General features: G+C 36.2%; 25 protein-coding genes and 5 pseudogenes. 24 read left to right on the top strand and 6 right to left on the bottom strand.

Going from position 1 to position 24,491, the window contains the following annotated elements:
- The first annotated feature begins 23 nt into the window (after nucleotides 1-23).
- A complete protein-coding gene (gene fsa / locus COE25_RS24330) occupies nucleotides 24-686 on the top strand; it encodes a fructose-6-phosphate aldolase (protein WP_098934460.1) in 663 nt (220 codons plus the stop codon).
- 97 nt (nucleotides 687-783) lie between these two features.
- The gene (locus tag COE25_RS24335) at nucleotides 784-2,121 is read left to right on the top strand and encodes a glucose-6-phosphate isomerase (RefSeq protein WP_098934461.1); all 1,338 of its coding nucleotides are present in this window, start codon (nucleotides 784-786) and stop codon (nucleotides 2,119-2,121) included.
- Nucleotides 2,122-2,192: 71 nt separating this feature from the next.
- Here COE25_RS24335 and COE25_RS24340 read toward each other — a convergent pair whose 3' ends face one another.
- The 3 genes from COE25_RS24340 to COE25_RS24350 all read right to left on the bottom strand — a co-directional run bounded on the left by COE25_RS24340 (nucleotide 2,193) and on the right by COE25_RS24350 (nucleotide 3,997).
- Entirely contained in the window at nucleotides 2,193-2,828 is a 636-nt protein-coding gene (locus COE25_RS24340; RefSeq protein ID WP_098934497.1) for an FMN-dependent NADH-azoreductase, read from the bottom strand.
- A gap of 69 nt (nucleotides 2,829-2,897) precedes the next feature.
- On the bottom strand, nucleotides 2,898-3,221 hold the full coding sequence (locus COE25_RS24345; RefSeq protein WP_098934462.1) for a winged helix-turn-helix transcriptional regulator: 324 nt from the start codon (nucleotides 3,219-3,221) through the stop codon (nucleotides 2,898-2,900).
- Nucleotides 3,222-3,502: 281 nt separating this feature from the next.
- Complete coding sequence (locus COE25_RS24350; RefSeq protein ID WP_098934463.1) at nucleotides 3,503-3,997, bottom strand: hypothetical protein; 495 nt, start codon at nucleotides 3,995-3,997, stop codon at nucleotides 3,503-3,505.
- Nucleotides 3,998-4,252: 255 nt separating this feature from the next.
- Here COE25_RS24350 and COE25_RS24355 point away from each other — a divergent pair.
- The 16 genes and pseudogenes from COE25_RS24355 to COE25_RS24430 form a co-directional block, all read left to right on the top strand.
- Nucleotides 4,253-4,470, top strand: a pseudogene (locus COE25_RS24355) (FMN-dependent NADH-azoreductase); the annotation flags it as partial.
- Nucleotides 4,471-4,878: 408 nt separating this feature from the next.
- Nucleotides 4,879-5,454, top strand: a pseudogene (locus tag COE25_RS24360) (VOC family protein); the annotation flags it as partial.
- Nucleotides 5,455-5,476: 22 nt separating this feature from the next.
- The gene (locus tag COE25_RS24365) at nucleotides 5,477-6,085 is read left to right on the top strand and encodes a flavin reductase family protein (protein WP_098934464.1); all 609 of its coding nucleotides are present in this window, start codon (nucleotides 5,477-5,479) and stop codon (nucleotides 6,083-6,085) included.
- A gap of 221 nt (nucleotides 6,086-6,306) precedes the next feature.
- Nucleotides 6,307-6,537 (top strand): annotated as a pseudogene (locus COE25_RS24370) (nitroreductase family protein); the annotation flags it as partial.
- A 463-nt stretch (nucleotides 6,538-7,000) separates the two neighbouring features.
- Nucleotides 7,001-7,624 (top strand): NAD(P)H:quinone oxidoreductase, encoded by a 624-nt coding sequence (wrbA, locus tag COE25_RS24375; RefSeq protein WP_098934465.1) that lies wholly within the window; start codon nucleotides 7,001-7,003, stop codon nucleotides 7,622-7,624.
- Between the two features lie 367 nt (nucleotides 7,625-7,991).
- Nucleotides 7,992-8,210 (top strand): hypothetical protein, encoded by a 219-nt coding sequence (locus COE25_RS30290; protein WP_142354504.1) that lies wholly within the window; start codon nucleotides 7,992-7,994, stop codon nucleotides 8,208-8,210.
- 37 nt (nucleotides 8,211-8,247) lie between these two features.
- Nucleotides 8,248-8,874: a sporulation-specific diadenylate cyclase CdaS gene (gene cdaS, locus COE25_RS24385; RefSeq protein WP_098934467.1), complete on the top strand. Its 627-nt coding sequence runs from the start codon at nucleotides 8,248-8,250 to the stop codon at nucleotides 8,872-8,874.
- Between the two features lie 80 nt (nucleotides 8,875-8,954).
- Nucleotides 8,955-10,280 (top strand): glycoside hydrolase family 18 protein, encoded by a 1,326-nt coding sequence (locus COE25_RS24390; RefSeq protein ID WP_098934468.1) that lies wholly within the window; start codon nucleotides 8,955-8,957, stop codon nucleotides 10,278-10,280.
- Between the two features lie 255 nt (nucleotides 10,281-10,535).
- Entirely contained in the window at nucleotides 10,536-10,952 is a 417-nt protein-coding gene (locus COE25_RS24395) for a nucleoside 2-deoxyribosyltransferase (RefSeq protein ID WP_098934469.1), read from the top strand.
- A 250-nt stretch (nucleotides 10,953-11,202) separates the two neighbouring features.
- Complete coding sequence (gene spxA / locus COE25_RS24400; RefSeq protein ID WP_098934470.1) at nucleotides 11,203-11,598, top strand: transcriptional regulator SpxA; 396 nt, start codon at nucleotides 11,203-11,205, stop codon at nucleotides 11,596-11,598.
- Between the two features lie 125 nt (nucleotides 11,599-11,723).
- Complete coding sequence (locus COE25_RS24405) at nucleotides 11,724-12,152, top strand: MarR family winged helix-turn-helix transcriptional regulator (protein ID WP_098934471.1); 429 nt, start codon at nucleotides 11,724-11,726, stop codon at nucleotides 12,150-12,152.
- Between the two features lie 187 nt (nucleotides 12,153-12,339).
- Complete coding sequence (locus tag COE25_RS24410; protein ID WP_098934472.1) at nucleotides 12,340-13,278, top strand: ring-cleaving dioxygenase; 939 nt, start codon at nucleotides 12,340-12,342, stop codon at nucleotides 13,276-13,278.
- Nucleotides 13,279-13,379: 101 nt separating this feature from the next.
- Complete coding sequence (locus COE25_RS24415) at nucleotides 13,380-14,324, top strand: ring-cleaving dioxygenase (RefSeq protein WP_098934473.1); 945 nt, start codon at nucleotides 13,380-13,382, stop codon at nucleotides 14,322-14,324.
- Entirely contained in the window at nucleotides 14,324-14,932 is a 609-nt protein-coding gene (locus tag COE25_RS24420) for an alpha/beta hydrolase (protein ID WP_142354505.1), read from the top strand. The genes COE25_RS24415 and COE25_RS24420 overlap by 1 nt, the downstream gene beginning before the upstream one ends.
- Nucleotides 14,933-15,112: 180 nt before the next feature.
- Nucleotides 15,113-15,724 carry an NAD(P)H:quinone oxidoreductase gene (gene wrbA, locus COE25_RS24425; RefSeq protein ID WP_257208945.1) on the top strand — a complete coding sequence of 204 codons (612 nt, stop codon included), beginning with the start codon at nucleotides 15,113-15,115 and terminating at the stop codon, nucleotides 15,722-15,724.
- A gap of 136 nt (nucleotides 15,725-15,860) precedes the next feature.
- A complete protein-coding gene (locus tag COE25_RS24430) occupies nucleotides 15,861-16,289 on the top strand; it encodes an organic hydroperoxide resistance protein (protein WP_098934476.1) in 429 nt (142 codons plus the stop codon).
- A 206-nt stretch (nucleotides 16,290-16,495) separates the two neighbouring features.
- Here the strand turns inward: COE25_RS24430 and COE25_RS24435 are convergent.
- Both COE25_RS24435 and COE25_RS24440 read right to left on the bottom strand, forming a co-directional pair.
- Nucleotides 16,496-17,480, bottom strand: a pseudogene (locus tag COE25_RS24435) (acrylyl-CoA reductase family protein).
- A 126-nt stretch (nucleotides 17,481-17,606) separates the two neighbouring features.
- A complete protein-coding gene (locus COE25_RS24440; protein ID WP_257208946.1) occupies nucleotides 17,607-18,578 on the bottom strand; it encodes a 3-hydroxyacyl-CoA dehydrogenase NAD-binding domain-containing protein in 972 nt (323 codons plus the stop codon).
- A gap of 617 nt (nucleotides 18,579-19,195) precedes the next feature.
- On the opposite strand from COE25_RS24440, the gene COE25_RS24445 reads away from it, so the two are divergent.
- The 4 genes and pseudogenes from COE25_RS24445 to COE25_RS24460 all read left to right on the top strand — a co-directional run bounded on the left by COE25_RS24445 (nucleotide 19,196) and on the right by COE25_RS24460 (nucleotide 21,860).
- Nucleotides 19,196-19,330 carry a BA3454 family stress response protein gene (locus tag COE25_RS24445; RefSeq protein WP_098934477.1) on the top strand — a complete coding sequence of 45 codons (135 nt, stop codon included), beginning with the start codon at nucleotides 19,196-19,198 and terminating at the stop codon, nucleotides 19,328-19,330.
- A 27-nt stretch (nucleotides 19,331-19,357) separates the two neighbouring features.
- A pseudogene (locus COE25_RS24450) lies at nucleotides 19,358-19,471 on the top strand (fructose-bisphosphatase class II); the annotation flags it as partial.
- Nucleotides 19,472-19,540: 69 nt separating this feature from the next.
- Nucleotides 19,541-20,434 carry a phosphogluconate dehydrogenase (NAD(+)-dependent, decarboxylating) gene (gene gnd, locus COE25_RS24455; RefSeq protein WP_098934478.1) on the top strand — a complete coding sequence of 298 codons (894 nt, stop codon included), beginning with the start codon at nucleotides 19,541-19,543 and terminating at the stop codon, nucleotides 20,432-20,434.
- 100 nt (nucleotides 20,435-20,534) lie between these two features.
- Nucleotides 20,535-21,860: a GntP family permease gene (locus COE25_RS24460; protein WP_098934479.1), complete on the top strand. Its 1,326-nt coding sequence runs from the start codon at nucleotides 20,535-20,537 to the stop codon at nucleotides 21,858-21,860.
- A gap of 213 nt (nucleotides 21,861-22,073) precedes the next feature.
- Here COE25_RS24460 and COE25_RS24465 read toward each other — a convergent pair whose 3' ends face one another.
- Nucleotides 22,074-22,514, bottom strand: a complete 441-nt coding sequence (locus tag COE25_RS24465) for a PaaI family thioesterase (RefSeq protein WP_098934480.1) — start codon at nucleotides 22,512-22,514, stop codon at nucleotides 22,074-22,076.
- 187 nt (nucleotides 22,515-22,701) lie between these two features.
- Between COE25_RS24465 and COE25_RS24470 the strand changes: the two genes are divergently transcribed.
- Nucleotides 22,702-23,307 carry a TetR/AcrR family transcriptional regulator gene (locus tag COE25_RS24470; RefSeq protein ID WP_098934481.1) on the top strand — a complete coding sequence of 202 codons (606 nt, stop codon included), beginning with the start codon at nucleotides 22,702-22,704 and terminating at the stop codon, nucleotides 23,305-23,307.
- Between the two features lie 250 nt (nucleotides 23,308-23,557).
- Nucleotides 23,558-24,262, top strand: coding sequence for an SDR family oxidoreductase (locus COE25_RS24475; protein WP_098934482.1), 705 nt, complete (start codon nucleotides 23,558-23,560; stop codon nucleotides 24,260-24,262).
- The last annotated feature ends 229 nt before the right edge of the window (nucleotides 24,263-24,491 follow it).

Genomic DNA, 24,491 nt, shown 5'->3' on the forward strand with positions numbered 1-24,491 from the left:
TTTAAATTGGAGGAAAAAACATCATGAAATTTTTTATTGATACTGCAAATTTAGACGATATCAAAAAAGCGTACAAAATCGGAGTTCTATCCGGTGTTACGACTAACCCATCACTAGTGGCAAAAGAAGGCGTAAAATTTGAAGACCGTATTGCAGAAATCTTAAATGCCGTTCCTGAAGTGGAATCCGTATCTGCCGAAGTGACTCCCAACGCTTTAACAGCTGAACAAATGATCGCAGAGGCAAATGAACTCATTAAAATTAATGGCGGGGATAAAAATATTACAATAAAACTTCCAATGACATTAGATGGATTGGAAGCATGCAGATATCTTACAAAAAAAGGTGTAAAAACGAATGTTACCCTTATATTCACCGTAAACCAGGCACTTTTGGCGGCACGCGCAGGAGCAACCTATGTTTCACCATTCTTGGGCCGGTTGGATGATATTAGTGAAGATGGTGTACAACTCGTAACACGGATTGCAGAATTGTTCCGTGTGCAAAATTTAGGTTCACAAATTATCGCCGCTTCTGTCCGCCACCCGGACCATGTAACGCGTGTGGCATTGGCTGGAGCACATATTTCAACGATACCATTCAACGTAATTGAGCAATTGTCTAAACACCCATTGACAGATCAAGGAATTGAAAAATTTGCAGCTGACTGGAAAAATGCACTATAAAAATTAGTGAGCCCAGAGAGCGTTAAAATTTTCAAAAATACATGATGAATTTTCTAACGCTCTTAAAATGACATTTAAGATAAGGGAGAAAAATAAAATGACGATTTCTTTTGATTATACCAACGCACTCTCATTTATGCAGCAGAATGAAGTCGACAACCTTAGCGAATTTGTAAAAACCGCCCATCATATGCTTCACGAGAAGAAAGGCCCCGGTTCTGATTTTCTAGGCTGGGTCAATCTGCCGAATGACTATGATAAAGAAGAATTTGCAAGAATTAAAACAGCAGCAGAGAGAATTCGCAGTAATTCTGATGCATTAATCGTTATCGGAATTGGCGGTTCTTATCTTGGGGCAAGAGCAGCAATTGAAGCCCTTTCCCATACCTTCCATAACCAAATGGGCAACACGACACAAATTTATTTTGCCGGTCAAAATATTAGTGCTACGTATATTTCCCATTTGCTAGATGTAATAAAAGACAAAGATATTTCCGTAAATGTGATCTCAAAATCAGGAACTACAACAGAGCCAGCGATTGCTTTCCGCATCTTCCGAGACTATATGGAGAAAAAGTATGGGAAAGAAGAGGCTCGAAAACGGATTTATGCAACAACCGATCGCTCAAAAGGGGCTTTAAAAACGCTTGCTGATGGAGAGGGATATGAATCTTTTGTCATTCCTGATGATGTAGGGGGAAGATACTCAGTATTAACCGCAGTGGGTCTACTACCTATAGCTGTGTCCGGTCTCAATATTGACAAAATGATGGAAGGGGCGGCTGCTGCTGCAGACAAGTATAATAATCCGGACTTGGCTACAAACCAAAGCTATCAATACGCGGCTGTGAGAAATGCACTATACCGGAAGGGAAAATCCATAGAACTTCTTGTAAACTTTGAACCATCCCTTCATTTTGTGTCTGAATGGTGGAAGCAGCTCTTCGGAGAAAGTGAAGGGAAGGATCAAAAAGGGCTCTATCCTGCTTCTGTCGATTTTACAACGGATCTTCATTCTATGGGGCAATATGTACAGGAAGGTCGTCGCGATTTAATTGAAACAGTTTTGTCGGTTCATAAGCCTAAAATCGATATAACCATTGAAGAAGAGGAATCTAACCTCGATGGATTGAATTATCTAACCGGAAAAACAATGGACTATGTCAACAAAAATGCTTCCCAAGGAACCGTATTGGCTCATGTGGATGGAGGAGTGCCAAACTTTTCTGTCGAGCTGGATGAATTAAACGAATTTACTTTTGGAGAAATGGTTTACTTCTTCGAAAAAGCATGTGGAATTAGTGGTTTATTAATGGGAGTAAACCCATTTGATCAACCAGGAGTGGAAGCATATAAAAAGAATATGTTTGCACTGCTTGGCAAACCGGGATATGAAGCAGAAAAAGAGAAATTGTTAAAAAGGATTTCTAAATAATTTCATCAAACAAACACCCTTATCTTACTGTTTTATCAGTCAAGTTAAGGGTGTGATTTCATTAAAGAGCACTAAAAAATATGTGCTGCTTCCTTTGCGGTAATAATGGCTTTATCTTTGATTTCTTGCGCTCTTTCTGGAAATCGAAGGTGTCCTTCTATGATAATTTTTTCCAAGTTTTGCACTCCAAAAAAATTCATCATGACTTCAAGATATCGATGCCCCATTTCCAATTCCGCTTCCAGCCCCTCAGAATATACATCTCCCCGAGCTTGAATATGTATAGCCTTCTTTCCAATTAATAGGCCCTTAGATCCTTGTTTGGAATATTTAAAAGTTTTACCTGATACTGCTACAGCATCAAGATAGGTCTTCATGATGGCTGGGACAGAAAAATTCCACATTGGGGTAACAAATACATATTTATCTGATAATATGAATTGTCCACCGAGTTCGGCTAATCGTCCAACCTTAGACCTTTCCATGGATGATAATTGCTCAAATGATTTACCAGTTTGAAGTTTTTCCCAGCCATTAAATACATCTGTATCAAGATAGGGGATGTCAGCTTTATATAAATCAAGGTGGACAATTTCATCCTGAGGATGAAACTCCTTATAAGAATCGATAAATGCGTTTCCAACTGTTAAGCTAAATGACCGTTCGGGGTCAAGAGGATGTGCAGTAATATAAAGAACATTTGCCAAAAATCTCATCCTGCCTTTCCTAAATTAACCGGTAATCGTTATGTGAGTAAATAACCTTATGAAATCTTATTAGTTATTTTCTTTCATCCAGTTCGTTGCCCACTGACTAATAGGGCCAAGAATTTTCCCTAACTCGTGTCCTTTTTTTGTTAATAAATACTCTGTTCTTACAGGGCGCTCAGGTATAACATGACGTAATACAATTCCATGCTCTTCTAGTTCTTTCATTCTTTCTGTCAACACTCGTTTACTTAAGTCAGGTATAATGGAGTGAATTTCACTAAATCGCTTTGGGCCGCTTGATAATACATATATAATTAACCCTGTCCATCTTTTTCCTATTAATTCAAAGGATTTTTCAACCTCTGGTTGAAGGTTTTCCTGTTCTTCCACTAAATATTTTACCCTCCTTAATGAATACACATATTTTATTTCTTATGAACTTATTGTAACCAATTAAGGTTGATTAAAAAGCTTATTAATCGAATTTTTGTAATGTTAATAAGGGAAGTTTACATAATATCAAAGATTTTAGTATAGAAGATGAGGAAAATCTAAAGGAAATTTATAATGAAGTTAAGAGGAATAATCAATGGGGAAAAGCACTTTTATTATTTTAGCTTTTCCCCAAACTAATCTTTATTAAATAATAAATGATTTAACTCAAGATAAACTCAAGCTATTATTTTCCTTTGTATTGCAAATTTAACATCTTCATAAGTGACTTTTAATAATTTTTCTAGTATTGCTTCTTTTTCTTTTAATTTACTTATTTCTTTTTCAAAAATTCCATTTTCCGTTTTGAGATTACGGATCATTGTCATAACTAACTGTTTAAAGTTAAGCGATTCAATTAATAAATAATTAATTAATTCTTTTGCAGCATCCTTTTCCTCATCATTTTTAGAGGCAAAAATACTTTGTTGATCGGGTCCAAATATGATCATTGATTGTAAATTCTCTGTAATTCGTATACCAAAGTATGCTTTTTTAGTTCCATAATATTCATTAGCCCTTATCCGAATTAATTCTAAGCCAACCATAAATTCATAATAAGGATAGGTTTTATCAGGATATTGGATACCGCTTATTTCAATGTTTGTATTTTGATCGATGTATATTTCTTTTTCTGACTTAGTTTGGATAACTTTGGATTCTAATAAGTTCACTTTAATTACCTCACTTTTTATCTTTATTATATAACATAGCAAATAACTAAAAATAACATGTGTATAAAAAGTAACTTAGTTACATTTATATTGTAGTTGAATTGGGTCATAAAATCAATATGTAAATTTTAGAGTCATAATTATCATAATCTGCCAACAAGCAATAGGATGATATGAAAAAATTCTTTTTAAACATAAACAAAATTGTTGAATTAACTTCTAAATTATATTATTATTTCGAATTAAAATTATCTAAAAGCGCTACATATTCAAGCTCGTGGCGGTTTTTATTGAGAAGGTCCTGCGGCTCAAATGGAAATGGGACATCGTATCCTATTGTCATGATGCAATTCTTCGGAGTTCCTTCTTTTGAAGGTTTATTTGTTGAAGGACTTAACGCAATGCCAGATAAAGCACAAGAAATTAAAGAAAATGCAATTGCAAGAGCAAAAGATTTAGCTCATAATTTTTAATTGTTTGGCAAATTATTAGCATAGCAAATTTATTAAAGAGTCAACAAAATTGTTGACTCTTATTTTTTTGATTGAATATTAAGATAGGGCTTAATTATGGCATTAGCTAAAGTGTGTGAAATTTATTTTCAGTCCGATTCAAAAATTGACTGGATAAAAGGACTATCGAGTTAATCTTAACCGGTACCTATTAGCTAACTGTGCCTAACATAAGGTTGCAAGTCCGCGTTCTCTTAATTCTCCTCGGTACCAAAAATATAACGTAGATGATGTAGTAGTAATAGTCCCATTAGGTCAAGCTAAATAGCAAAATGGAATAATACATAACCTGAATAGATAAAGTGACATTCAGATGAGAAAGGAAGAAGTGATAAAGCAATTTACAACTCCTTTGGATGCAGGGGCGTTCATGGACTTCACTTAGAAATTGTGGAAAGAGAAGAAGGGGAACTCAATACATGGACTTTCGGAGGGGTAACTCCTGAAGTTGCTATCAAAGGGTTCGGCGGCGCAACTCTTTTATCTGCACAACCTAACAAAACCTGGGAATTTTTAGAAAAAGTAATGGGACTTGATTTTATCGGAAAAGAAGAAGATTTCGCTCGTTATCGTTCCTCAGCTGATATCGGAAATATTATTGACCTAAAATTAACCCCTATTGGACGCGGTCAAATGGGTGTAGGAACCGTACACCACATTGCATGGCGGGCTAAAGATGACCAGGATCAAATGGATTGGAAGAGATTTGTAGAGAGAAATGGATATGGAGTAACCCCGGTAAGGGACAGAAACTACTTTAATGCGATTTACTTTAGAGAACATGGGGAAATTCTATTTGAAATTGTAACTGATCCACCAGGGTTCGCTCATGATGAAACACACGCAACAATGGGAGAAAAATTGATGTTGCTTTCACAATATGAACCTCATAGAGGACAAATTGAGCGCGCATTGTTTCCGTTTGAAGTGAGAGAATTAAACTAATTCACGAAAAGGAATGATCGCTATGCTTTCCATAGACCCAGCCGCAAATACCGAAAGAGAAAATTATAAATTTTTAATAGGAAGCATTATACCTAGACCGATCGCTTTCGTCACAACGATTTCGAATGATGGTATTTTGAATGGTGCACCATTCAGTTATTTTAATATTGTTACAGCTAATCCGCCAATGATATCATTAGCGATTCAACGGCCAGAAGGAAGACAGAAGGATACAGCGAGAAACATCATCGAGGTCAAGGAATTTGTTGTCCATATTGTGGATGAACAAAATGTTAAAAAAGTAAATAAAACAGCGGCAATCCTGCCTCCAGATCAGAGTGAGATTGAGTTAGCAAATTTAACTCCCATTGAAAGCATAAAGATTTCTGTTCCAGGAGTAGAGGAAGCAAAAATCCGAATGGAATGTGTTTTAGAACATTCCGTAGAATTAGGAGGTTTGGAATCACCTGGCTGTGATCTAATTATCGGAAAAGTGGTTCAATTTCATATTGATAATGAAATTTATGAAAAGGGAAGAATTAGCCCTAGGGGCTTATCTGCTGTAAGCCGATTAGCTGGTAATAATTATGCAAAAATTGGAGAGATTTTTGAAATAGAAAGACCTAAATAGCTTCTTGTAAATCCTTTTCTTCTGCAAGATGTGGGATATCATCCGACAGAAACTCTTGACCGCACCTGCTTTAAAGCTTTATTTTCATGAGGGTTTTTCCGTTGATGAACCTGTCGCTGAACTTGTAACAAAAGAATTAAATGAATTTGTACGAAGCATAACAAAAAAATGTTTCTGACGGAAATAACACCGCAGTAGAGGGTCGACGTACCTTTTATGGAATTAGTAGTGAACCAGTTGTATCTGATGAAAGAATTCAAGAAGTAATAAATCATGCTGTAAAGCATACCCCATCAGAATTTAACACTCAAGCCCAAAGAGTAGTTCTTTTATTATGAGAACATCACACTAACTTGTGGAATATTACAACTGAAACGTTGAGGAAAATCGTTCCAGCTGAAAAGTTTGCTCCTACTGAAGTAAAAATGAATGCCTTTGGCAGTGGATATGGACCATTTGGTAAGCCGACTGCATCACCTAAAGAGAAGCAGTTCCTGCCAATTGAAGAACGTGTTAAAGTATTTAAATAAAATTAAGGCTCTTTTAAAATTGCCTGTTGATTGGTGAGAAAGAAGTTCACATGTGGGGTGCAATGAAATAACTAATCGGATACCATTCCGATTAGTTTTTTTTTTTTTTATTTGTCGTAATTTATTTTGGCATGGGTGGGACAAATTACCAACCATCAAAATAACTTGTAGAAGCGCATCAGCAAAATGTCCAGTAACAGTTGCTGAATGCTCAAAAAAGCAAATAGAAAACAACATAACGAATCGTAAAATCATTCGATTATTTTATTTGTGGTAAAAAATATGAGGAAAGGTGTAAAACTTAGGATTGAAATTAAAAGCAAGGGCAACTTTCTAATAAAGTTCTAATTTTATTATTTTCTAAATGAAAAGGGAGATTGGCAATATGTCTAATGTAAATCTTGCAATCATCATATATAGTTCAACAGGCACAAATTATCAGTTAGCACAATGGGCTGCTGAGGGGGCGAAGGAAGCTGGTGCAGAGGTTAAAATATTAACAGTTCCAGAATTAGCTCCTCAATCCATAATTGATGCTAACCCTGCATGGAAGAACTACCATGAGGAAGTTGCAATATGCATTCCAAAAGTATCACTTAGTGATTTAGAATGGGCAGAAGCAATTATTTTCAGTGTTCCAACTCGTTTTGGTAATATGCCATCACAGATGAAACAGTTTTTAGACACAACAGGTGGTTTATGGTTTAATGGGAAACTGGTTAATAAAGTGGTAAGTGCGATGACATCCGCACAAAACCGACATGGCGGACAAGAGGCAACCATATTATCGCTGTATACAACGATGCATCATTGGGGAGCGATTATTGCAACTCCAGGATATACTGATCAAATGATATTTGGAGCTGGAGAAAACCCATATGGAACAAGTGTTACTGTTGATCAGAATGGGAAAATGGTTGAGGAGTATTCTGCCGTTCAAGCTGCCGTTAAGCATCAGGCAAAACGTACAGTGACAATTGCAGAATGGATAAAAAAAGCTAATCAATAATTAATTACCGGGTTACTTCAGTGGAGAAAAATCAAAATTACAGATGCTAATAAGTAAGGATAAGGTCGATTATAACCAGTTTGGACCTAAAAGGATCTCTAGAAAGTGTTCGATCATTTTTTATTGATTATCACCAGTATTATCTAACTATATGTTTTTATTTTTACATACTGTCATTTAAGGGTACCATTTCGAGACTTTTTAATTGAATTAAGCAAATAAGTAATAATTAAGCAAGTAATAAATAAGGAGCCTATCAGTATGGGATCCTTTTTTTATATTTCTATTATGAATTGGTTTGGAGTATTTTACCATTTTATATTAACAGAACAACTTACTAATACTATAATGGATCAGTTTATAAATCATGAAAGTCAAATTTATTATGATGAAATGGCAGCATCTCCCTGGTTTAGATATCTTGATAAAAATGGAACTAGACATGAAGTTTGAAGACCCCCGCAGTCTTCTTGCGAAATTCCGGCTAGTTAAGGAATATGGATTAGGAGTGTTAGGGTGCTGGCATTTAGGTTCCTCTATGCCACAAACAGAAGAGATATTACTAAGGGAATTTAATGTTCATTAGTGCTACAGGATAAAAATGTAAATGGAGGGATCCATGCATGGACAGTAATAATTGTGACTTTTCACCTATGAAACAACATTTACAAGATGGTATTCAACACTTGATTCTTCTGCTGCAATCAAATTTAGACGTACTTGGTAACGAAAATTATTGTTTACTGGGAAGTCTCGAGGACGTTAAACAACATCTAATTGAAATTGAATCAATGGCCGCCTCTTTTTACTTAAATTGTTATTTATCATCTTTTACTGACACTTATGAAGATTTATCCACTTCTGTGCAGAATCTTTCGAGACATAGACATGGTGCCTTGATTGTAGTTCAACGTGTTGATTCAGTTGAGACAATGATTCAAAAAGGAACGACAATAGGAGCATCAGTAACACCTAAATTATTGGAATCCATCTTTTACCCAGGGAACCCATTGCATGATGGGGCGGTTTTAATCAGGGGAAACAAAGTGGTTTCTGCATCAAATGTCCTTCCTTTAACAACAAAGAATATAGAGGGTATAAAACTGGGGACACGTCACAGAGCAGCTCTTGGAATATCAGAAAGAAGCGACGCACTTACATTAGTGGTTTCCGAAGAAACGGGCAAAATTTCATTTGCCTTAGACGGAAAACTATATCCTATTAATACTAAACAGCCCATTGTTTTTTAAGGTCATAAACTAAAGAACATCCTGTTTCAAAACAATATGAGCTATTACAATAATAGAAAATTTATTCTTGGAGGATTCCTATGATAAAGAAACTTTTGTTTTTCTTCATTTCAGTTTGTATGGTTTTAATGACTCCCATTTTCGCTTGTGCTCAAGTCATCCATGAAGTGAAACCTGGTGATAGCCTAACCAAAATTTCAAATCAATACAAAATAGACAAAGAGGACCTAGCTAAGCTAAACGGTTTAGCTAAGAATACTCAACTAGTCCTTGGACAGGCAATGATGATACCTGGTTCGACTTATATTGTTCAGCAAGGTGAAAGTATTTGGGAGATCGCTAACCGTCACGCAATTAGTGAATTAACATTAATGAGACAAAATCATTTAAAGAGTCGGGTAATTGTCCCTGGTCAGAAATTAAGTATTCCTAGGCCGCCAAAAATGAATATTTGGACTGGAACTTATTTCGTTCCAAAAGATAAGAATTCAAATGCTTGGATGCTGAATAACTATAAAAAGACTCTTACTAGTATTTTCGTTTTTGAGTATCGGTCCGATGAACAAGGAAATATCATTGAAACACCAGAAAACCAGGCGCATAAGATTGCTTGGAAAGAAAATCTTCCACCTTTTGCCACACTTACAAATTTAAGTGAAAAGGGGTTTGATCCTAACCTTACTCATCGATTAATAAGTACGCCATGGTTACGACAAAAATTAATCAATAATATATATTCCCTTTTAGATAGTCACGATTACAAAGGAGTAGTAATTGACTTTGAACAGGTAAAAACAAAAGATCGGGCTAACCTTAACCAGTTTATTAAGGAATTAGCTTCAAAAATTCATCCAGCAGGAATGGAAGTTATGATGGCTGTTCCACCAAAAGAAGGTGATCAAATGCCCTCTTATTCAGCAGGTTATGATTATCGAACGCTTGGAAAATACCTGGATAAAATGTTTTTGATGACTTATGATTGGCATTGGCCTGGAGGTCCTTCTGGTCCAATTGCACCGATAGACAGAGTAAAAGCTACACTTAATTATTCAGTTTCTGTTGTGGATAAATCAAAGTTAATGCTTGGAATTCCTCAATATGCTTACGATTGGGTTATAGGAACTAATAAGCGTTCGGGCTCTGCTTATTCCACTCAACATGCCATTGATTTATACACTGGATATCAAAGTCCGATTCACTATAATGAGAGTGCTGCTGCACCTTGGTTCCGTTATGTTGACAATAAAGGAAACCTACACGAAGTGTGGTTTGAAGACCCCCGCAGCTTACTGGTTAAGTTCCGTCTAGTTCGACAATATGGACTAGCTGGAATGGGGTGCTGGCATTTAGGTCTAACCATGCCTCAAACAGAAAAAATGTTACTTGAGGAATTCAATGTGCATTAATATTGTTACACCTTAATATCATTCTGTTCCAGGGGACTTAAAATTGCTATTGACTGGTTTTCAAGAGTGTACCAATAAATTGTAAAAAAACCTGTTATTCGTGCAGAACGGTCTCCTGGTGTTTTTATTAGCAATCCTTTGTAAGATCAGTAAATGATTTGACATGTTTGAAACTTAAAAAAATTTTTACTTTGTGATTTCTAATTTCATAAACCTCCTAATATTTATTTTTTATAACCATTTGGAGGGCAATAAATGAACGTATATTTGGCTGGACCATTTTTTAACCCAGAGCAAATTGCACTGTTAGAAAAATTAGAAATAATTTTATTTAACAAAGGATTAAATGTATTTTCTCCACGAAAATACAAAAGCAAGTTTCCTTTGGGGTCTTATCAATGGCAAAATCAAAACTTTGTTACTGATGTAAATGCAATACAGTTTAGCGATATTATTTTCGCAGTATATAACGATCAGGATCCTGGAACAATGTGGGAAGTTGGATATGCATGGTCGCTTAAAAAACCTATCATTATTTTTAATACTAAAGAAAAAGTGGTAAACCTTATGATTGCACAATCTTTACATGCCTATTTAGATAGCTTTGATAAAGTAATTCAGTATGATTTTAAAAAATTACCTCGAATACTTTATCATGGAGCTGTAACTTAAAATTTATAAAAACAACGGATATGATACACCGCTAGTTTCCCATTATGTAAAATTGATAAAGGGATCTTTATTATGAGTTTAGGTAATAAATGTAATTTTTTTCCATTTTTTATTCATTTGAGATTTATTAATATAAAAAATAGATTGTTGACAAATTGATAAAATTATTTATAATTAAGTTATCTTGAATTTGAGATAATTAGATTTGAGATAAATTTATTAAAAGTATTAAATGGAAGGTCTTGTTAAAATGGTAACTTTATATGTAACACCTAGTTGTGTATATTGCCGTAAAGCTAAAGCTTGGCTTGAGGACCACCAAATCGCTTATAAAGAAAGAAACATTTTATCTGAACCGATTACGATCGATGAGATTAAAGAAATTCTTCGACTAACAGAATATGGTACAGATGAAATCATTTCAACACATTCGAAAGCATTTCAAAAATTGAATGGTAACATTGAATCTCTATCACTTCAAGAATTGTACAAGTTCATTAAAGATAACCCAGAATTATTACGAAGACCTTTAATCATTGATGAAAAAAAGTTACAAGTCGGATATAACGAAGAGGAAATTCGTAGATTTATGCCGCGTGAAAATCGTACTATCCAACTTCGTGAAGCTCAACGGATGATTAATTAGATATAAAGTTTAAAAACAAATAAAAAAGATATTGACTAAAATAACACCGTATAATATTATTCTTATCAATATCTCGAATTCGAGATATACTAAAATGAGATATTTCATTAAAGGAGGTGGTTAAAATGAATAGAGAATGCACCAACCAACCATTTCTAGAATTGATGCATACATCTAAAGTAATTCAGGAGCGAATAAGGGATGAAATGTCCAAAAATAACCTAAGTATTACAGAATTTTCGGTTTTAGAAGTGCTTTACCATAATGAAAAACAAACGATTCAGCAGATTGGTAATAGCATACTGATATCCAGTGGTTCGATGACGTATGTTATTGACAAATTAGAACAAAAAGGTTTATTAAATCGACTTCCATGTCCTGATGACAGGCGTGTCATACATGTCACATTAACTGATGCTGGAATTGATTTGATGGAGAAAATCATGCCAAAACATCAAGAATTGGTGGATGATATTTTTGGTTTTTTAAATAATGATGAGGCTCAGATAATAGTAAATCTTTTGAAGAAAATTAATAATAGAGTGAAAAAATAAATTTTAAAATAAAATATCTCGAATTAGAGATTTTCAAATTAAATATAGTTTGTTTTATAAGAGTTTAATCGCATCAATTGTACAAAATAATTATTGTGGATTAGATTAATACAATTTAAATGTTTTTCTAAGGATCAAACAATTGAACATGTTTTGTAAAAAAACTTTAGAAAATGGAGTGACAAAAATGACTCAGAAAACTATGGGTATTCACCATATAACAGCTATCGTAGGACATCCACAGGAAAATGTAGATTTCTACGCTGGCGTTTTAGGGTTACGATTAGTGAAACAAACGGTAAATTTTGATGATCCTGGTACTTATCATCTTTATTTCGGTAATGAAGTTGGAAAACCGGGTACGATTATCACCTTTTTCCCATGGGCTGGTGCTCGTCAAGGAATCATTGGTGACGGTCAAGTTGGGGTCACTTCTTATGTTGTTCCGAAGGGCGCTATGGAATTTTGGGAAAATAGATTGGAAAAATTCAACGTTTCATTCACTAAAATAGAACGCTTTGGAGAGCAATATTTAGAATTTGATGATCCGCATGGACTTCACTTGGAAATTGTGGAAAGAGAAGAAGGGGAAGTCAATACATTCACTTTCGGTGGGGTAACTCCTGAAGTTGCTATCAAAGGGTTTGGCGGCGCAACTCTTTTATCTGCACAACCTAACAAAACCGGGGAATTGTTAGAGAAAGTAATGGGACTTGAATTTATCGGAAAAGAAGGAGATTTCGCTCGTTATCGTTCTTCTGCAGATATCGGAAATATTATCGACCTAAAATTAACTTCTATTGGACGCGGTCAAATGGGTGTAGGAACAGTACACCACATTGCATGGCGGGCTAAAGATGACCAGGATCAATTGGATTGGAAGAAGTATGTTGAGTCGAACGGTTATGGTGTTACACCAGTTCAGGATCGAAACTACTTTAATGCCATTTACTTTAGAGAACATGGGGAAATTCTATTTGAAATTGCAACAGATCCACCAGGATTCGCTCATGATGAATCATTAGCGACGATGGGAGAAAAATTGATGCTGCCTTCACAATACGAACCTCATAGAGGACAAATTGAGCAAGAATTGCTTCCGATTGAAGTAAGAGAATTAGATTAATTCACGAAAGAGAAAAATTGCTTTGCTTTTGATAGACCCAGCCGCGAATACCGAAAGAGAAGGTTACACCCAATCCCATTGGTGAAATGGAGTAGATAAAGATGCAAAAAACAGAAGGTATCCATCATATAAGCGCGATGGTTAACGATCCACAAAGGAATATTGATTTTTATGCTGGTGTACTGGGGTTAAGGCTCGTTAAAAAAACGATAAATTTTGATCGCCCAGAAGTATATCATCTTTATTTTGGGAATGAAATGGGCCAACCTGGAACTGTTATCACTTGTTTTCCATGGCCTAAACAGCTCAAAGGTCGAATTGGAACAGGACAGGTGGGTGTAACAAGTTATATTATTCCAAAAGGCTCGATTCAATTTTGGAAGAAACGTTTGCAAAAATTCAATATTGAATTTATTTCATCCGTTCGTTTTGGGGAAAGTTATTTGAAATTTAACGATCCAGATGGACTTCAACTTGAACTAATTGAACGAGATGAAGGACCAATGAATAATTGGAACTTTGGGGGAATTCAAGCAGAGAATGCTATTAAAGGGTTTGGCGGCGCTGTTCTTTTATCTGCTCAGCCGCATAAGACCACGGACATGCTAGAAAATATTTTGGGATTAGAATGCATTGGACAAGAAGACGAATTTCTAAGATTTAAATCTGAAGGACAACTTGGAAATACCATTGATATCACGCTAAATCCCTCAGTCCGAGGGCTAATGGGGGCAGGAACGGTTCACCATATAGCATGGAGAGCAAAGAATGACGAAGATCATAGCAGATGGAGAATGCTTCTCAAAGATAAGGGGTATCATCCGACAGAAATACTTGATCGGAACTACTTTAAAGCTCTTTATTTTCATGAAGAAGGAGGAATCCTCTTCGAAATAGCGACCGACCCGCCAGGCTTTTCGTTTGATGAACCTGTTGCTGAACTTGGAAAAAAACTCATGTTACCTTCATGGTTAGAGTCAAAGCGTGAAGAATTAGAAGAAACCTTACCCCCAGTGGAGGTTCGCGTTCTGGAAGGAGATAAATGATGAAACATATATTTAATAAGGGGACTGATTCATCAAAACCAACTTTACTGTTGCTACACGGTACAGGTGGAAATGAATTAGACCTGCTGCCTCTTGCGGGAAGAATTGATGATGAGGCTTCAGTATTAAGTGTACGAGGAAATATATTGGAAAATGGAATGCCTCGATTTTTCCGAAGATTAGCTGAAGGAGTTTTTGATGAAGAAGATTTAATATTCCGAACAAAAGAATTAAATGAGTTTCTTGACGAAGCATCAAAGAAATATGAATTTGACCGAAATAATATTATTGCTATTGGGTATTCTAATGGTGCAAATATTGCGGCTAGTTTATTATTCCACTATCAAAATGCATTGAAGGGTGCCATTCTTCATCATCCAATGGTGCCGAGAAAAGGAATTGATCTTCCAGATTTGTCAGGGAAATCAGTATTTATTGCAGCTGGAACAAATGACCCAATCTGCTCACCGATGGAATCGGCGGAACTACAATCGTTACTTGAGGACGCAAACGCAGAGGTTGAACTTCATTGGGAGAATAGAGGCCATCAGTTAACCTACGAAGAAGTAGAAGCCGCAGCTCAATGGTATCATAAATTATTTATTTAAAAAATTTTAGGACAGACTATGTAATGAATGTTTATCAACTGGTTTTTAAAAAGTGAATCAAAAAGTTAAAATGCTTATTTATGAATAATAATTAAAAAAGATTGAGAAAATAGGTGGTGTATTAAAATGGGTTTTTTATCTAAACTATTTGGAAATTCATCAGAAAAGGAGATCGAAACAATGACAAATGTAAAATTAGCAGTCATTTATTACAGCATGGGTGGAACAAACTATCAACTAGCAAAATGGGCTGAAGAAGGAGCGAAAGAAGCAGGTGCTGAAGTAAAAGTATTAAAAGTGCCGGAACTCGCTCCACAATCAGTTATTGAAGGAAATCCAGGTTGGAAAGCACATGTTGAAGCAACGAAGGCAGTACCTGAAGTAACCTTAAATGAATTGGAATGGGCAGATGCCATTATTTTCAGTGTACCTACTCGATTTGGTAACATGCCAGCACAGATGAAGCAGTTTTTGGATACAACAGGAGGGTTATGGTTTAACGGGAAGCTTGTAAACAAAGTAGTTAGTGCAATGACGTCTGCGCAAAATCCTCATGGCGGTCAAGAGGCAACAATTTTATCACTTTATACAACCATGTATCATTGGGGTGCAATTGTGGCGGCTCCAGGTTATACAGATCCAGTCACCTTCGGAGCAGGTGGTAACCCTTATGGAACAAGTGTTACTGTTGGACAAGATGGAAAAATGATTGAAGACGTACAGGCAGCTGTTAAACATCAAGCTAAACGTACCGTTACAGTTGCGGAGTGGGTCAAAAAAGCGAATCAATAACATTTTGACCGATAAGAAAAGCTAGTGGGAAATTTCCGATTAGCTTTTCAAATTGTTAGGTTTTGAATTAAGGGTAATAAGCTCTCTCTTTGTGAACATTAAGGCAAGACATTATTCTCAAAAAAGGAGAAAATCGATGACTACAAAACCATTATTCACATCATCTGCAACAGCTCGTGGAGGAAGACAAGGCAGAGTTGAATCATCTGATGGCAAGATAAAAGTGGATTTAGCAATGCCCGGCTCCCCAAGAGCGAAAGAATTACCAAACGCGACAAACCCTGAACAGTTGTTCGCTTGCGGTTACTCTGCTTGTTTCGATGGAGCTTTACAGCACATCGCAAGGCAGGAACATGTCAAATTCGAATCACAAGTAACGGCAAATGTAGATTTCTTAAAAGATGAGGCTGATCAAGGATTCAAAATTGCAGTAACGCTGCAAGTAAAAGGAACTGGTGTAGAAAAGGAAAAATTGGAAGAGCTTGTACATAAGGCCCACGAATTCTGTCCATACTCAAAAGCCACAAGAGGGAATATTGATGTCACTCTCCAGGTTGTTGAATAAATCGTTGCTTAGTGCTAATTTATTTAAAAGCATAAAAGCCTTATCGAGGACAGTGTTCTGCAATGTAGGTTTGTCTTACATTTTTATTTCCAAAAATTAATACTGAGAATCATATTAAAACGCCTCAGAACTAATTCTGAGGCGTTTTAGACATAAATGCTCAAATCATAATTGATGTATATTTGTTGTGATTTGAACTAAGCATATTATAGTTTAACAATCGTTCTTCCACGTATTTTTCCGTCTAAAATATCCCTTAATACTCCTGGAAGCTCTTTAAAGGAGATTTCATTTGCTACGTAATCATTTAACGTTGTTGGTTTAAGATCATCACCGAGACGATCCCAAACCTTTAATCGCTTATTCATTTGACATTGAACTGAGTCAATACCGAGCCAATTGACGCCCCTTAAAATATGCGGAAGAACTGTTGTAGAAACTTCTCTCCCACCTGTAAAACCAGAGGTAGCTACCGACCCTCCATATTTCAAAGTACTCAATATGTACTGAAGTGTTTTTCCACCAACAGGATCTATAGCACCAGCCCATTTTTCTTCACGAATTGGTGTTTGATCTGTATCTACTATCATTGCGATTAATAATTTGTTTAGCCCCTAATCTTTTTAAATATCCTTCTTGGTTAGATTTACCTGTACTGGCTACAACTTCAAAACCTATTTTAGCTAAGATATTTACGGCAATACTCCCTACACCACCTGTAGAACCTGCTACCAAAACGGGTCCTTGGTTAGGTTCCAATCCATTATCTTCAAGCCTTTGAACAGATAATGCTGCGGTAAACCCAGCTGTTCCTAGGATCATGGCTTCTTTTAAAGACAATCCTTTTGGAAGAGGAACAACCCACTCTGCAGGTACACGTGCCATTTCACTAAATCCGCCAAAATGTCCTGTTCCTAGTTGATAGCCTGTCACAATTACTTCATCTCCTGTTTTAAATCGCTCATCCGTTGTTTCCTTAATCGTTCCAGATAAATCTATCCCTGGCACTAATGGATAGGACTTTACAAGTCTATCTTGGAAAGCTACGATACCGTCTTTAAAGTTCACACTAGAATATGCAACACGAATAGTTACTTCCCCTTCAGGTAAATCTTCCATATGTAATTGTTTAATTTCTAACTTTGTTTGATCTCCAAGTTTATCTAGCACCATTGCTTGAATAGTATTCATTTTCTTAATCAAATCCTCTCTTCATGATATAAAACATCCTGTTCAGCTGTAGCGTAAAAAACCATGTTCCTATTGGGAAAGAACATGGAAAGCCGATCCTTTTTAACTTAGTGTGAATAGGTGTCTTTACTTTTTCTCATTAAGTGCATGGAGCACGGATAATTGTCGACGATCACGCTCTTCTTCAAGCTGCTTTTCTGAAATGTTGCCATAAGAAGAGATAGCCTGTTCGGATAATGTTTGAATCGTAGGTTCATCAAGTCGTGGCCTACCAAGATTATCCCAAAGTGCCTCCATTCCAGGTCCTAGATGTTTGAGAAAGGCAGGGAATCCTCCTTTTCCACCTCCCAGGTGGAAAGTCAAGAATGGACCACCTGCTGCCCATCGAAGACCAATCGAGCTTGTTACAATTTCATCAAGGTCCTTGATCGAAACAACTCCTTCTAATACCAAATGAATGGCCTCGCGGAATAATGCTGATTGTAGACGATTCGCTACAAATCCGGGTATTTCTTTCTTCAACACAAGTGGGTGCTTACCTAACCCTTCATAAAAAGCCACAGCTTTTTCAACCGCACTAGAAGCCGTATTTTTTCCAGGCACAATCTCGACCAATGGGACAAGATGTGGTGGATTAAAAGGATGGCCGATTAACATATGTTCTGGATTTTCCATATTCTCTGCTATATCGCTTGCTTTTAAACCCGAGGAGGATGACAACAATAATGTTTCTCTATTCACAAATTGTTCGATTTGACTGTATAACTCCTGTTTAAAACCTATACGTTCAGGGCCGTTTTCTTGTACAACAGCGGCACCGTCAAGCGCACGTTCCAGGTTTTGCTCAATAATTAGTCGATCTGTAAGGCCTTCAGTGGGAAGTTCAAGATCACGTAAAGTTGGGATAATCTGTTTTATACCTTCATGCACAACTTCCTCTAGGTCAGAACGGACATCGTTTACTCGAACCTCTAAACCTTTTGCTAGAAATAAGGCTGTCCACGAAATCCCAATAACACCGGCTCCAATAACTGTAACAGGGTTGAACCTACGTAGATCTTCGGGTAAATGGGGACTGTTAGTTTGTTTATTCATCATAGCTTATATTTTTCCTTTCAAGAATTTTTTTGACAGAAGTCAATGATATTTTTACCCATAGAGAATCCTTTATTCTACAAATCGTTCACATACCACCTAACAACATTAAAATGATTCCACTAATAATTGAATGTATTAAAAATAACTAATACATTTATAGTGGCAGAAATAAATGAATATAAAACCTTTAGAAATTTTATTAAATATTTATCTTAAAAGTAGATTTTACCTTGATTATAATAGAATTAATGAGGTTTTATTAGGCTTAGAAACTTTTAAAAATTTTAATTGACATTGAATGTCGATAGAGTTATTATGGTTACGAAAGATAACCTTATATAAAAAAAGTTACCAAAATAAAAGGCGATCTTTCAAGGGTAGTGTATCTTTTGGATCTGTTTCAAAACTTATGAATGCAGAAAAGATATTGCATAAACACTGACTCTCGCTATGATTCTTAGTTCTTTATCCGGAAACGGCTGATATAGATTTTCACCAGATGGAATATCCTTTTCCGCTGAATTCTATTTGTCATAATTGTTATTTTGACAATCGAAAATGAATTTTAGGTTATGGGAGCCTCCACTTTTTTTACATTGTAGAAAGGAGAGATAATTATGATGGAAATAACTGTTACAGTCAGATTTCAAGGAAAAAATTATTTAACAAATGTTATTGCTCATAAAGAGGTTTCAGAAGAAGTAATCTTACGTTTGGCTGAAGAACAAGTTAGAAATCAATGGGCGAAATAATAATAATTCACATTCTTACTATTCCATTTGTTTAAAGGGGTTCAATATAAAGGAAGTTTCGCTACAACTCATTCGGTTGTCATGTGTGCTAAAACAGGCACGGTTCGGTTTATAGAAGGTCAACATAGTTTGAAAAAATGATGTCGATTTAGACATGGTTAGGGAAGAATCATCCTTTTTTATGAAAATAATTTTGAGGAGGAACTTAGTATGCAAGTTGGATTAATCGGATTAGGGAAAATGGGGTTAAATTTAGGACAAAATCTATTGGATCACAACTACGAAGTTGTAGCCTTTGATTTAAATGCTGACTCAGTCAAAGAAATGACAAAATACGGAGCTAAAGGCACTTCCAACTTAAAGGAACTTGTTCAATCTTTGGATACACCAAGAGTCCTTTGGATTATGGTTCCACACTCCGTAGTTGATTCGGTAATTGATGAGATAACACCCTTTTTAACAAAAGGTGACATAGTGATTGAAGCTGGTAACTCCCATTATAAAGAGTCGGTTCTTCGTTACAACCAGTTGAGAGAAATTGGAGTGCACTTTATGGATGCGGGAACATCTGGCGGGATGGAGGGAGCTCGAAATGGAGCGTCCTACATGGTTGGCGGAGATCAAGAAGCATGGAATATTGTGGAACCTATTTTCCGTGACACTGCTGTGGAAAATGGATATTTGTATGCAGGGAAGGCTGGTAGTGGTCACTTCTTGAAAATGGTTCATAACGGAATTGAGTATGGAATGATGGCTGCGATCGGTGAAGGATTGGAGCTATTAGATAAGAGCGAGTTTGACTACGACTATGAAAAAGTAGCAAGAGTGTGGAATCATGGTTCCGTCATTCGCTCATGGCTCATGGAATTAACAGAAAATGCATTTTCTAAAGATGCGCATTTGGATGAAATCAAAGGGGTCATGCAATCTTCCGGTGAAGGGAAATGGACAGTTGAAACAGCTTTGGATCTTCAAGCCTCTACTCCTGTTATAGCAATGTCATTATTGATGCGCTATCGTTCACTAGAGAACGATACATTTACAGGGAAAGTCGTGGCAGCCTTGCGCAATGAGTTTGGTGGACATGCAGTGGTAAAAAAATAATAGTAAATCGTGTATTTCTTTTTAATTACTCAAACACACTATCATTTATACAACAAAATGAAGTAGATAATCTAAGTAAATTGGAAAGGTGGAATTAAGTATGGATACGTATTTACTGCTCGTAACATTAGCAGCAATTGTGATCGTCGTTTTGGGAGTCTCTTGGTGGAAATGGCATGCGTTTATTAGTTTAACCGTTGCGGGTTTGTTTTTAGCCATTATGGCTGGTTTATCAATGGATAAAATCGTGAGTGCCTATGAAACTGGGGTTGGGAATGTTCTAGGTCACTTAGTAGGAATTTTGGCGTTAGGTACGATTTTAGGAAAGATGATGGCAGAATCAGGTGCTGGAATGCAAGTAGCGAATTTCTTCGTTCGTTCCTTTGGTGTCAAGAATTTACCATGGGCTATGCTACTTTCTGGTTTTATTATCGGAATTCCGGTGTTCTTTGAAGTTGGCATATTGATTTTATTACCTTTAGTGATCTCAATTCATAAAACAACGAAACAAAATATTTTATTAATCGCATTACCTGCCATCACTGGACTATCCGTCGTACATGGTCTAGTACCGCCGCACCCAGGGGCAATGGCGGCAATAGGAATCTATAAGGCTAATCTTGGGAAAGTGCTACTCTACTCACTAATCATTGCGTTGCCTGCAGCCATCATCGCAGGTCCATTATTTGCAAAGTGGGTTCATAAACACGTGATTCCTGAGGGAGAACCAGAGTTGATTCGTATTAATACAGAGGCGAAAAAATTACCTGGAACAGGGATTTCATTCTTTGTTATTTTATTACCAGTATTATTAATGATCTTATCAGCTATTGCACCATATATGTCACTACCTGCCGGCCTGCTGAAATTCTTAACATTAATTGGCAGTCCTGTCATTGCGCTTTTGATTGCTAATTTTACGGCATTTTTCTTTCTCGGATTTCGTCAAGGCATGGATAAAAAAGCCATTAAAAAATTTACAGAAGAAAGCTTGCTGCCAGTTGGTTCAATCCTTGCAATCATAGGGGCCGGCGGTGGATTTAAGCAAATTCTTATCGATAGTGGTGTAGGTACAACCATTGCTCAAATGTCCGAACATTTATCACTATCTCCGCTTGTTTTGGCATTTTTGATTGCTGGATTAATTCGCATTGCGACAGGTTCAGCAACGGTTGCCTTAACAACAGCAGCTGGTATCGTTTCACCAGTTGTCCAACACATGTCAGGTGTGAATCTAGAATTGCTTGTTATCGCGACAGGTGCAGGATCATTGATGTTCTCACATGTAAACGATGCTGGATTCTGGATGGTAAAAGAATACCTTGGATTATCCGTGAAAGAAACCTTTAAAACGTGGACAGTGTTAGAGACAATCCTTTCATTTATTGCTTTTGGGGGTGTATTATTGCTTAATTTGTTTGTTTAAAAACAATACTACTAATATAAACTATAGAGGAAGTTTAAAGAGCCACATCTATAAATAATTTACGTGAAGGAGAGAAGCTTATTTTGAGCTTCTCTCCTTCATTAGGTATCAATCATTTGTATAATTTACGAGTATGTGTTATTGAATTTTGTTACTGTCACCGCTTTTTAAAGCAGTCTTTTCTCCATTAATTTATAAGCTAAAATTGTGCTCCTATCTTCCTGCTGATTTTTCTCCTCGAAGAATCATACATGTGCTTAAAGCATGGGCGACTAAGGAACCTCCTTCATCAAAAACATCACACTTAATCAACCCTATAGTGTTTCCTCTTTTCATAACCTCTCCTTTTGCTATAATTTTTTCGTTCCAAACGGGTTTTATATAGTTAATTTTAAGTTCAACGGTTGTAAAGGTTTCATTAGTTTCTAATGTACTCGAAAAGGCTACACCCATCGCCATATCGGCAATATCGCATAGAATTCCACCGTGGATCGTCCCCATAGGATTTGCATGTTTTTCTGTATTACATTGTAATTCAAAAACTGCTTTTCCTTCTTCAACATATACCAGCTCCGCCCCAATTAACCTTGCAATGGGTGGTGGTGGAACCTCACCATTAATAATTTTTTGCATATCAAGAACTTTTTTACTCATTTTAACATCCCTCCATTATAAAAAAATACAAAACGGTCTGTTTTTATTATATACTTTAGTAGGTTTTATTTGTCAATATAATTGCAATGTTCAGATAAAAATAATGTGATTATGAAGACTTATAGAGTTATACTAATTTTAACAGACCAATCAGTTTGAAAAATCAGTTAGAAAAGAGGACAAAAATATGCGCAAGGGTGAACGAACTAAGCAGATGATTATTGAAAAAGCCTCTGGACTATTAAATACAGAAGGTTATATGAGTACTTCTATTACTACTATCATGGAAAAAATCGGGATGGAAAAAGGAGGAATATATAATCACTTTAAAAGTAAAGCAGAACTTTCATTGGATGCATTTTCTTACTCAATTAATACCATGTTCATGACTTTTCAAAAAGCTATTGAAAACCAAAATAATACTATTGAAAAGCTGAATGCTATACTTGATGTTTTTTTGTTATTAGTAGAAGGGAAGCCCATTCCTGGAGGTTGTCCGATCTTAAATGCCGCGATAGAGTCAGATGATGCACATCCCGATTTACGGGAGGCGACAGTAAGGGCTATGAATGATTTATATTCCATGATCGTTCGAATAGTTCGAAATGGGATAAAAAACGGAGAAATCATTCCTACAATAGATTCTGAAACTTTTACAACTATATTTATATCCACAATTGAGGGATCTCTAATGATGACAAAGCTATATTATGACACTATTTATATAAACCGCTCTATTGGCTTCTTAAGAGATTACCTAACTAAACTTGAAACGACGAATAATATAGATTGAGAATTGAATTTTTCACACTATATAAAGAATCAATAACTGATAAAAGTGGGGGAACTTCTAGTCCTTCAATACCAAATCAAGGAGCGTAAATATGTTATGTATTAACGAATGTAAAGTGGGAATTCAAACCAACACTAAATCATTTTTTGTAAATTTAAGAATGATTATTCTTAAACGAATAAATCAATTTAATGATACAAATTATTAAGACAGTATGCTTAAAAAAATACAAAATGAGGTGTATACGTATATGGAAATTTCAAAACAAATAGCACTAATTACAGGAGCAAATCGGGGCCTTGGTCGTCATCTTGCACAGGAACTTCTCGCTAGAGGTGCTAAGGTTTATGCAGGAGTCAGAAAACCGGAATTGATTGATCTTCCTGGAGTCATCCCACTACAGCTAGACATAACAGACGAAAAGTCGATTGCTGCAGCAGCCGAGATTGCTAGGGATGTAACTTTACTGATCAATAATGCTGGATCGAGTACCGGAGCTGCGCTGCTAGATGGTGATGTGGATAAAATTCGTTTGGAGATGGACACTCATTTTTTCGGCACTCTCTCGATGATACGCGCTTTTGCTCCTATTATTGAGAAAAATGGCGGAGGAACAATCCTGAATATTCTCTCTGTTCTATCCTGGTTGAGCTTGAACGGAGGGGGGGCATATCCAGCAGCGAAGTCGGCAGAATGGAGTTTGACGAATACGTTCCGCTTGGTCCTAGCTCCTAAAAATATTCATGTTTCTGGGTTGCATGTAGCGTTTATGGACACAGACATGACAGCAAATATTAAAGCACCGAAAGCTAACCCTGCTGACATTGCAAAGATTGCTATCGATGGTATAGAAGCCGATAGCTATGAAATTGTAGCAAACGATTTGAGCCGAAAGGTACAGCAAGATTTCTCTGGCGGGGTAAAAGCGATATACCCACAATTGTTTCACCAATAACTAAAGAGTTAATTTAATTGGCAACTGTATTATTCGTAACTGCTCATTCTTTCAGAGAGGGCACTTTTAGCTTGTCGGTTGAATATGAGATTCATTGTGAATTTGAAAATTACGGAAAAGTTATTGAGAACAATAAAAGAGTATGTAAATTCTATATATAAGTAAAAACTACTCGAGATGCTATGCGTCAAGATAAAACTTAAATATTAGTAAGTTAATAAATGAAGGA

The sequence above is a fragment of the Bacillus sp. AFS031507 genome (genome assembly GCF_002584635.1).
In the GTDB taxonomy this organism is placed as follows: domain Bacteria; phylum Bacillota; class Bacilli; order Bacillales; family Cytobacillaceae; genus Neobacillus.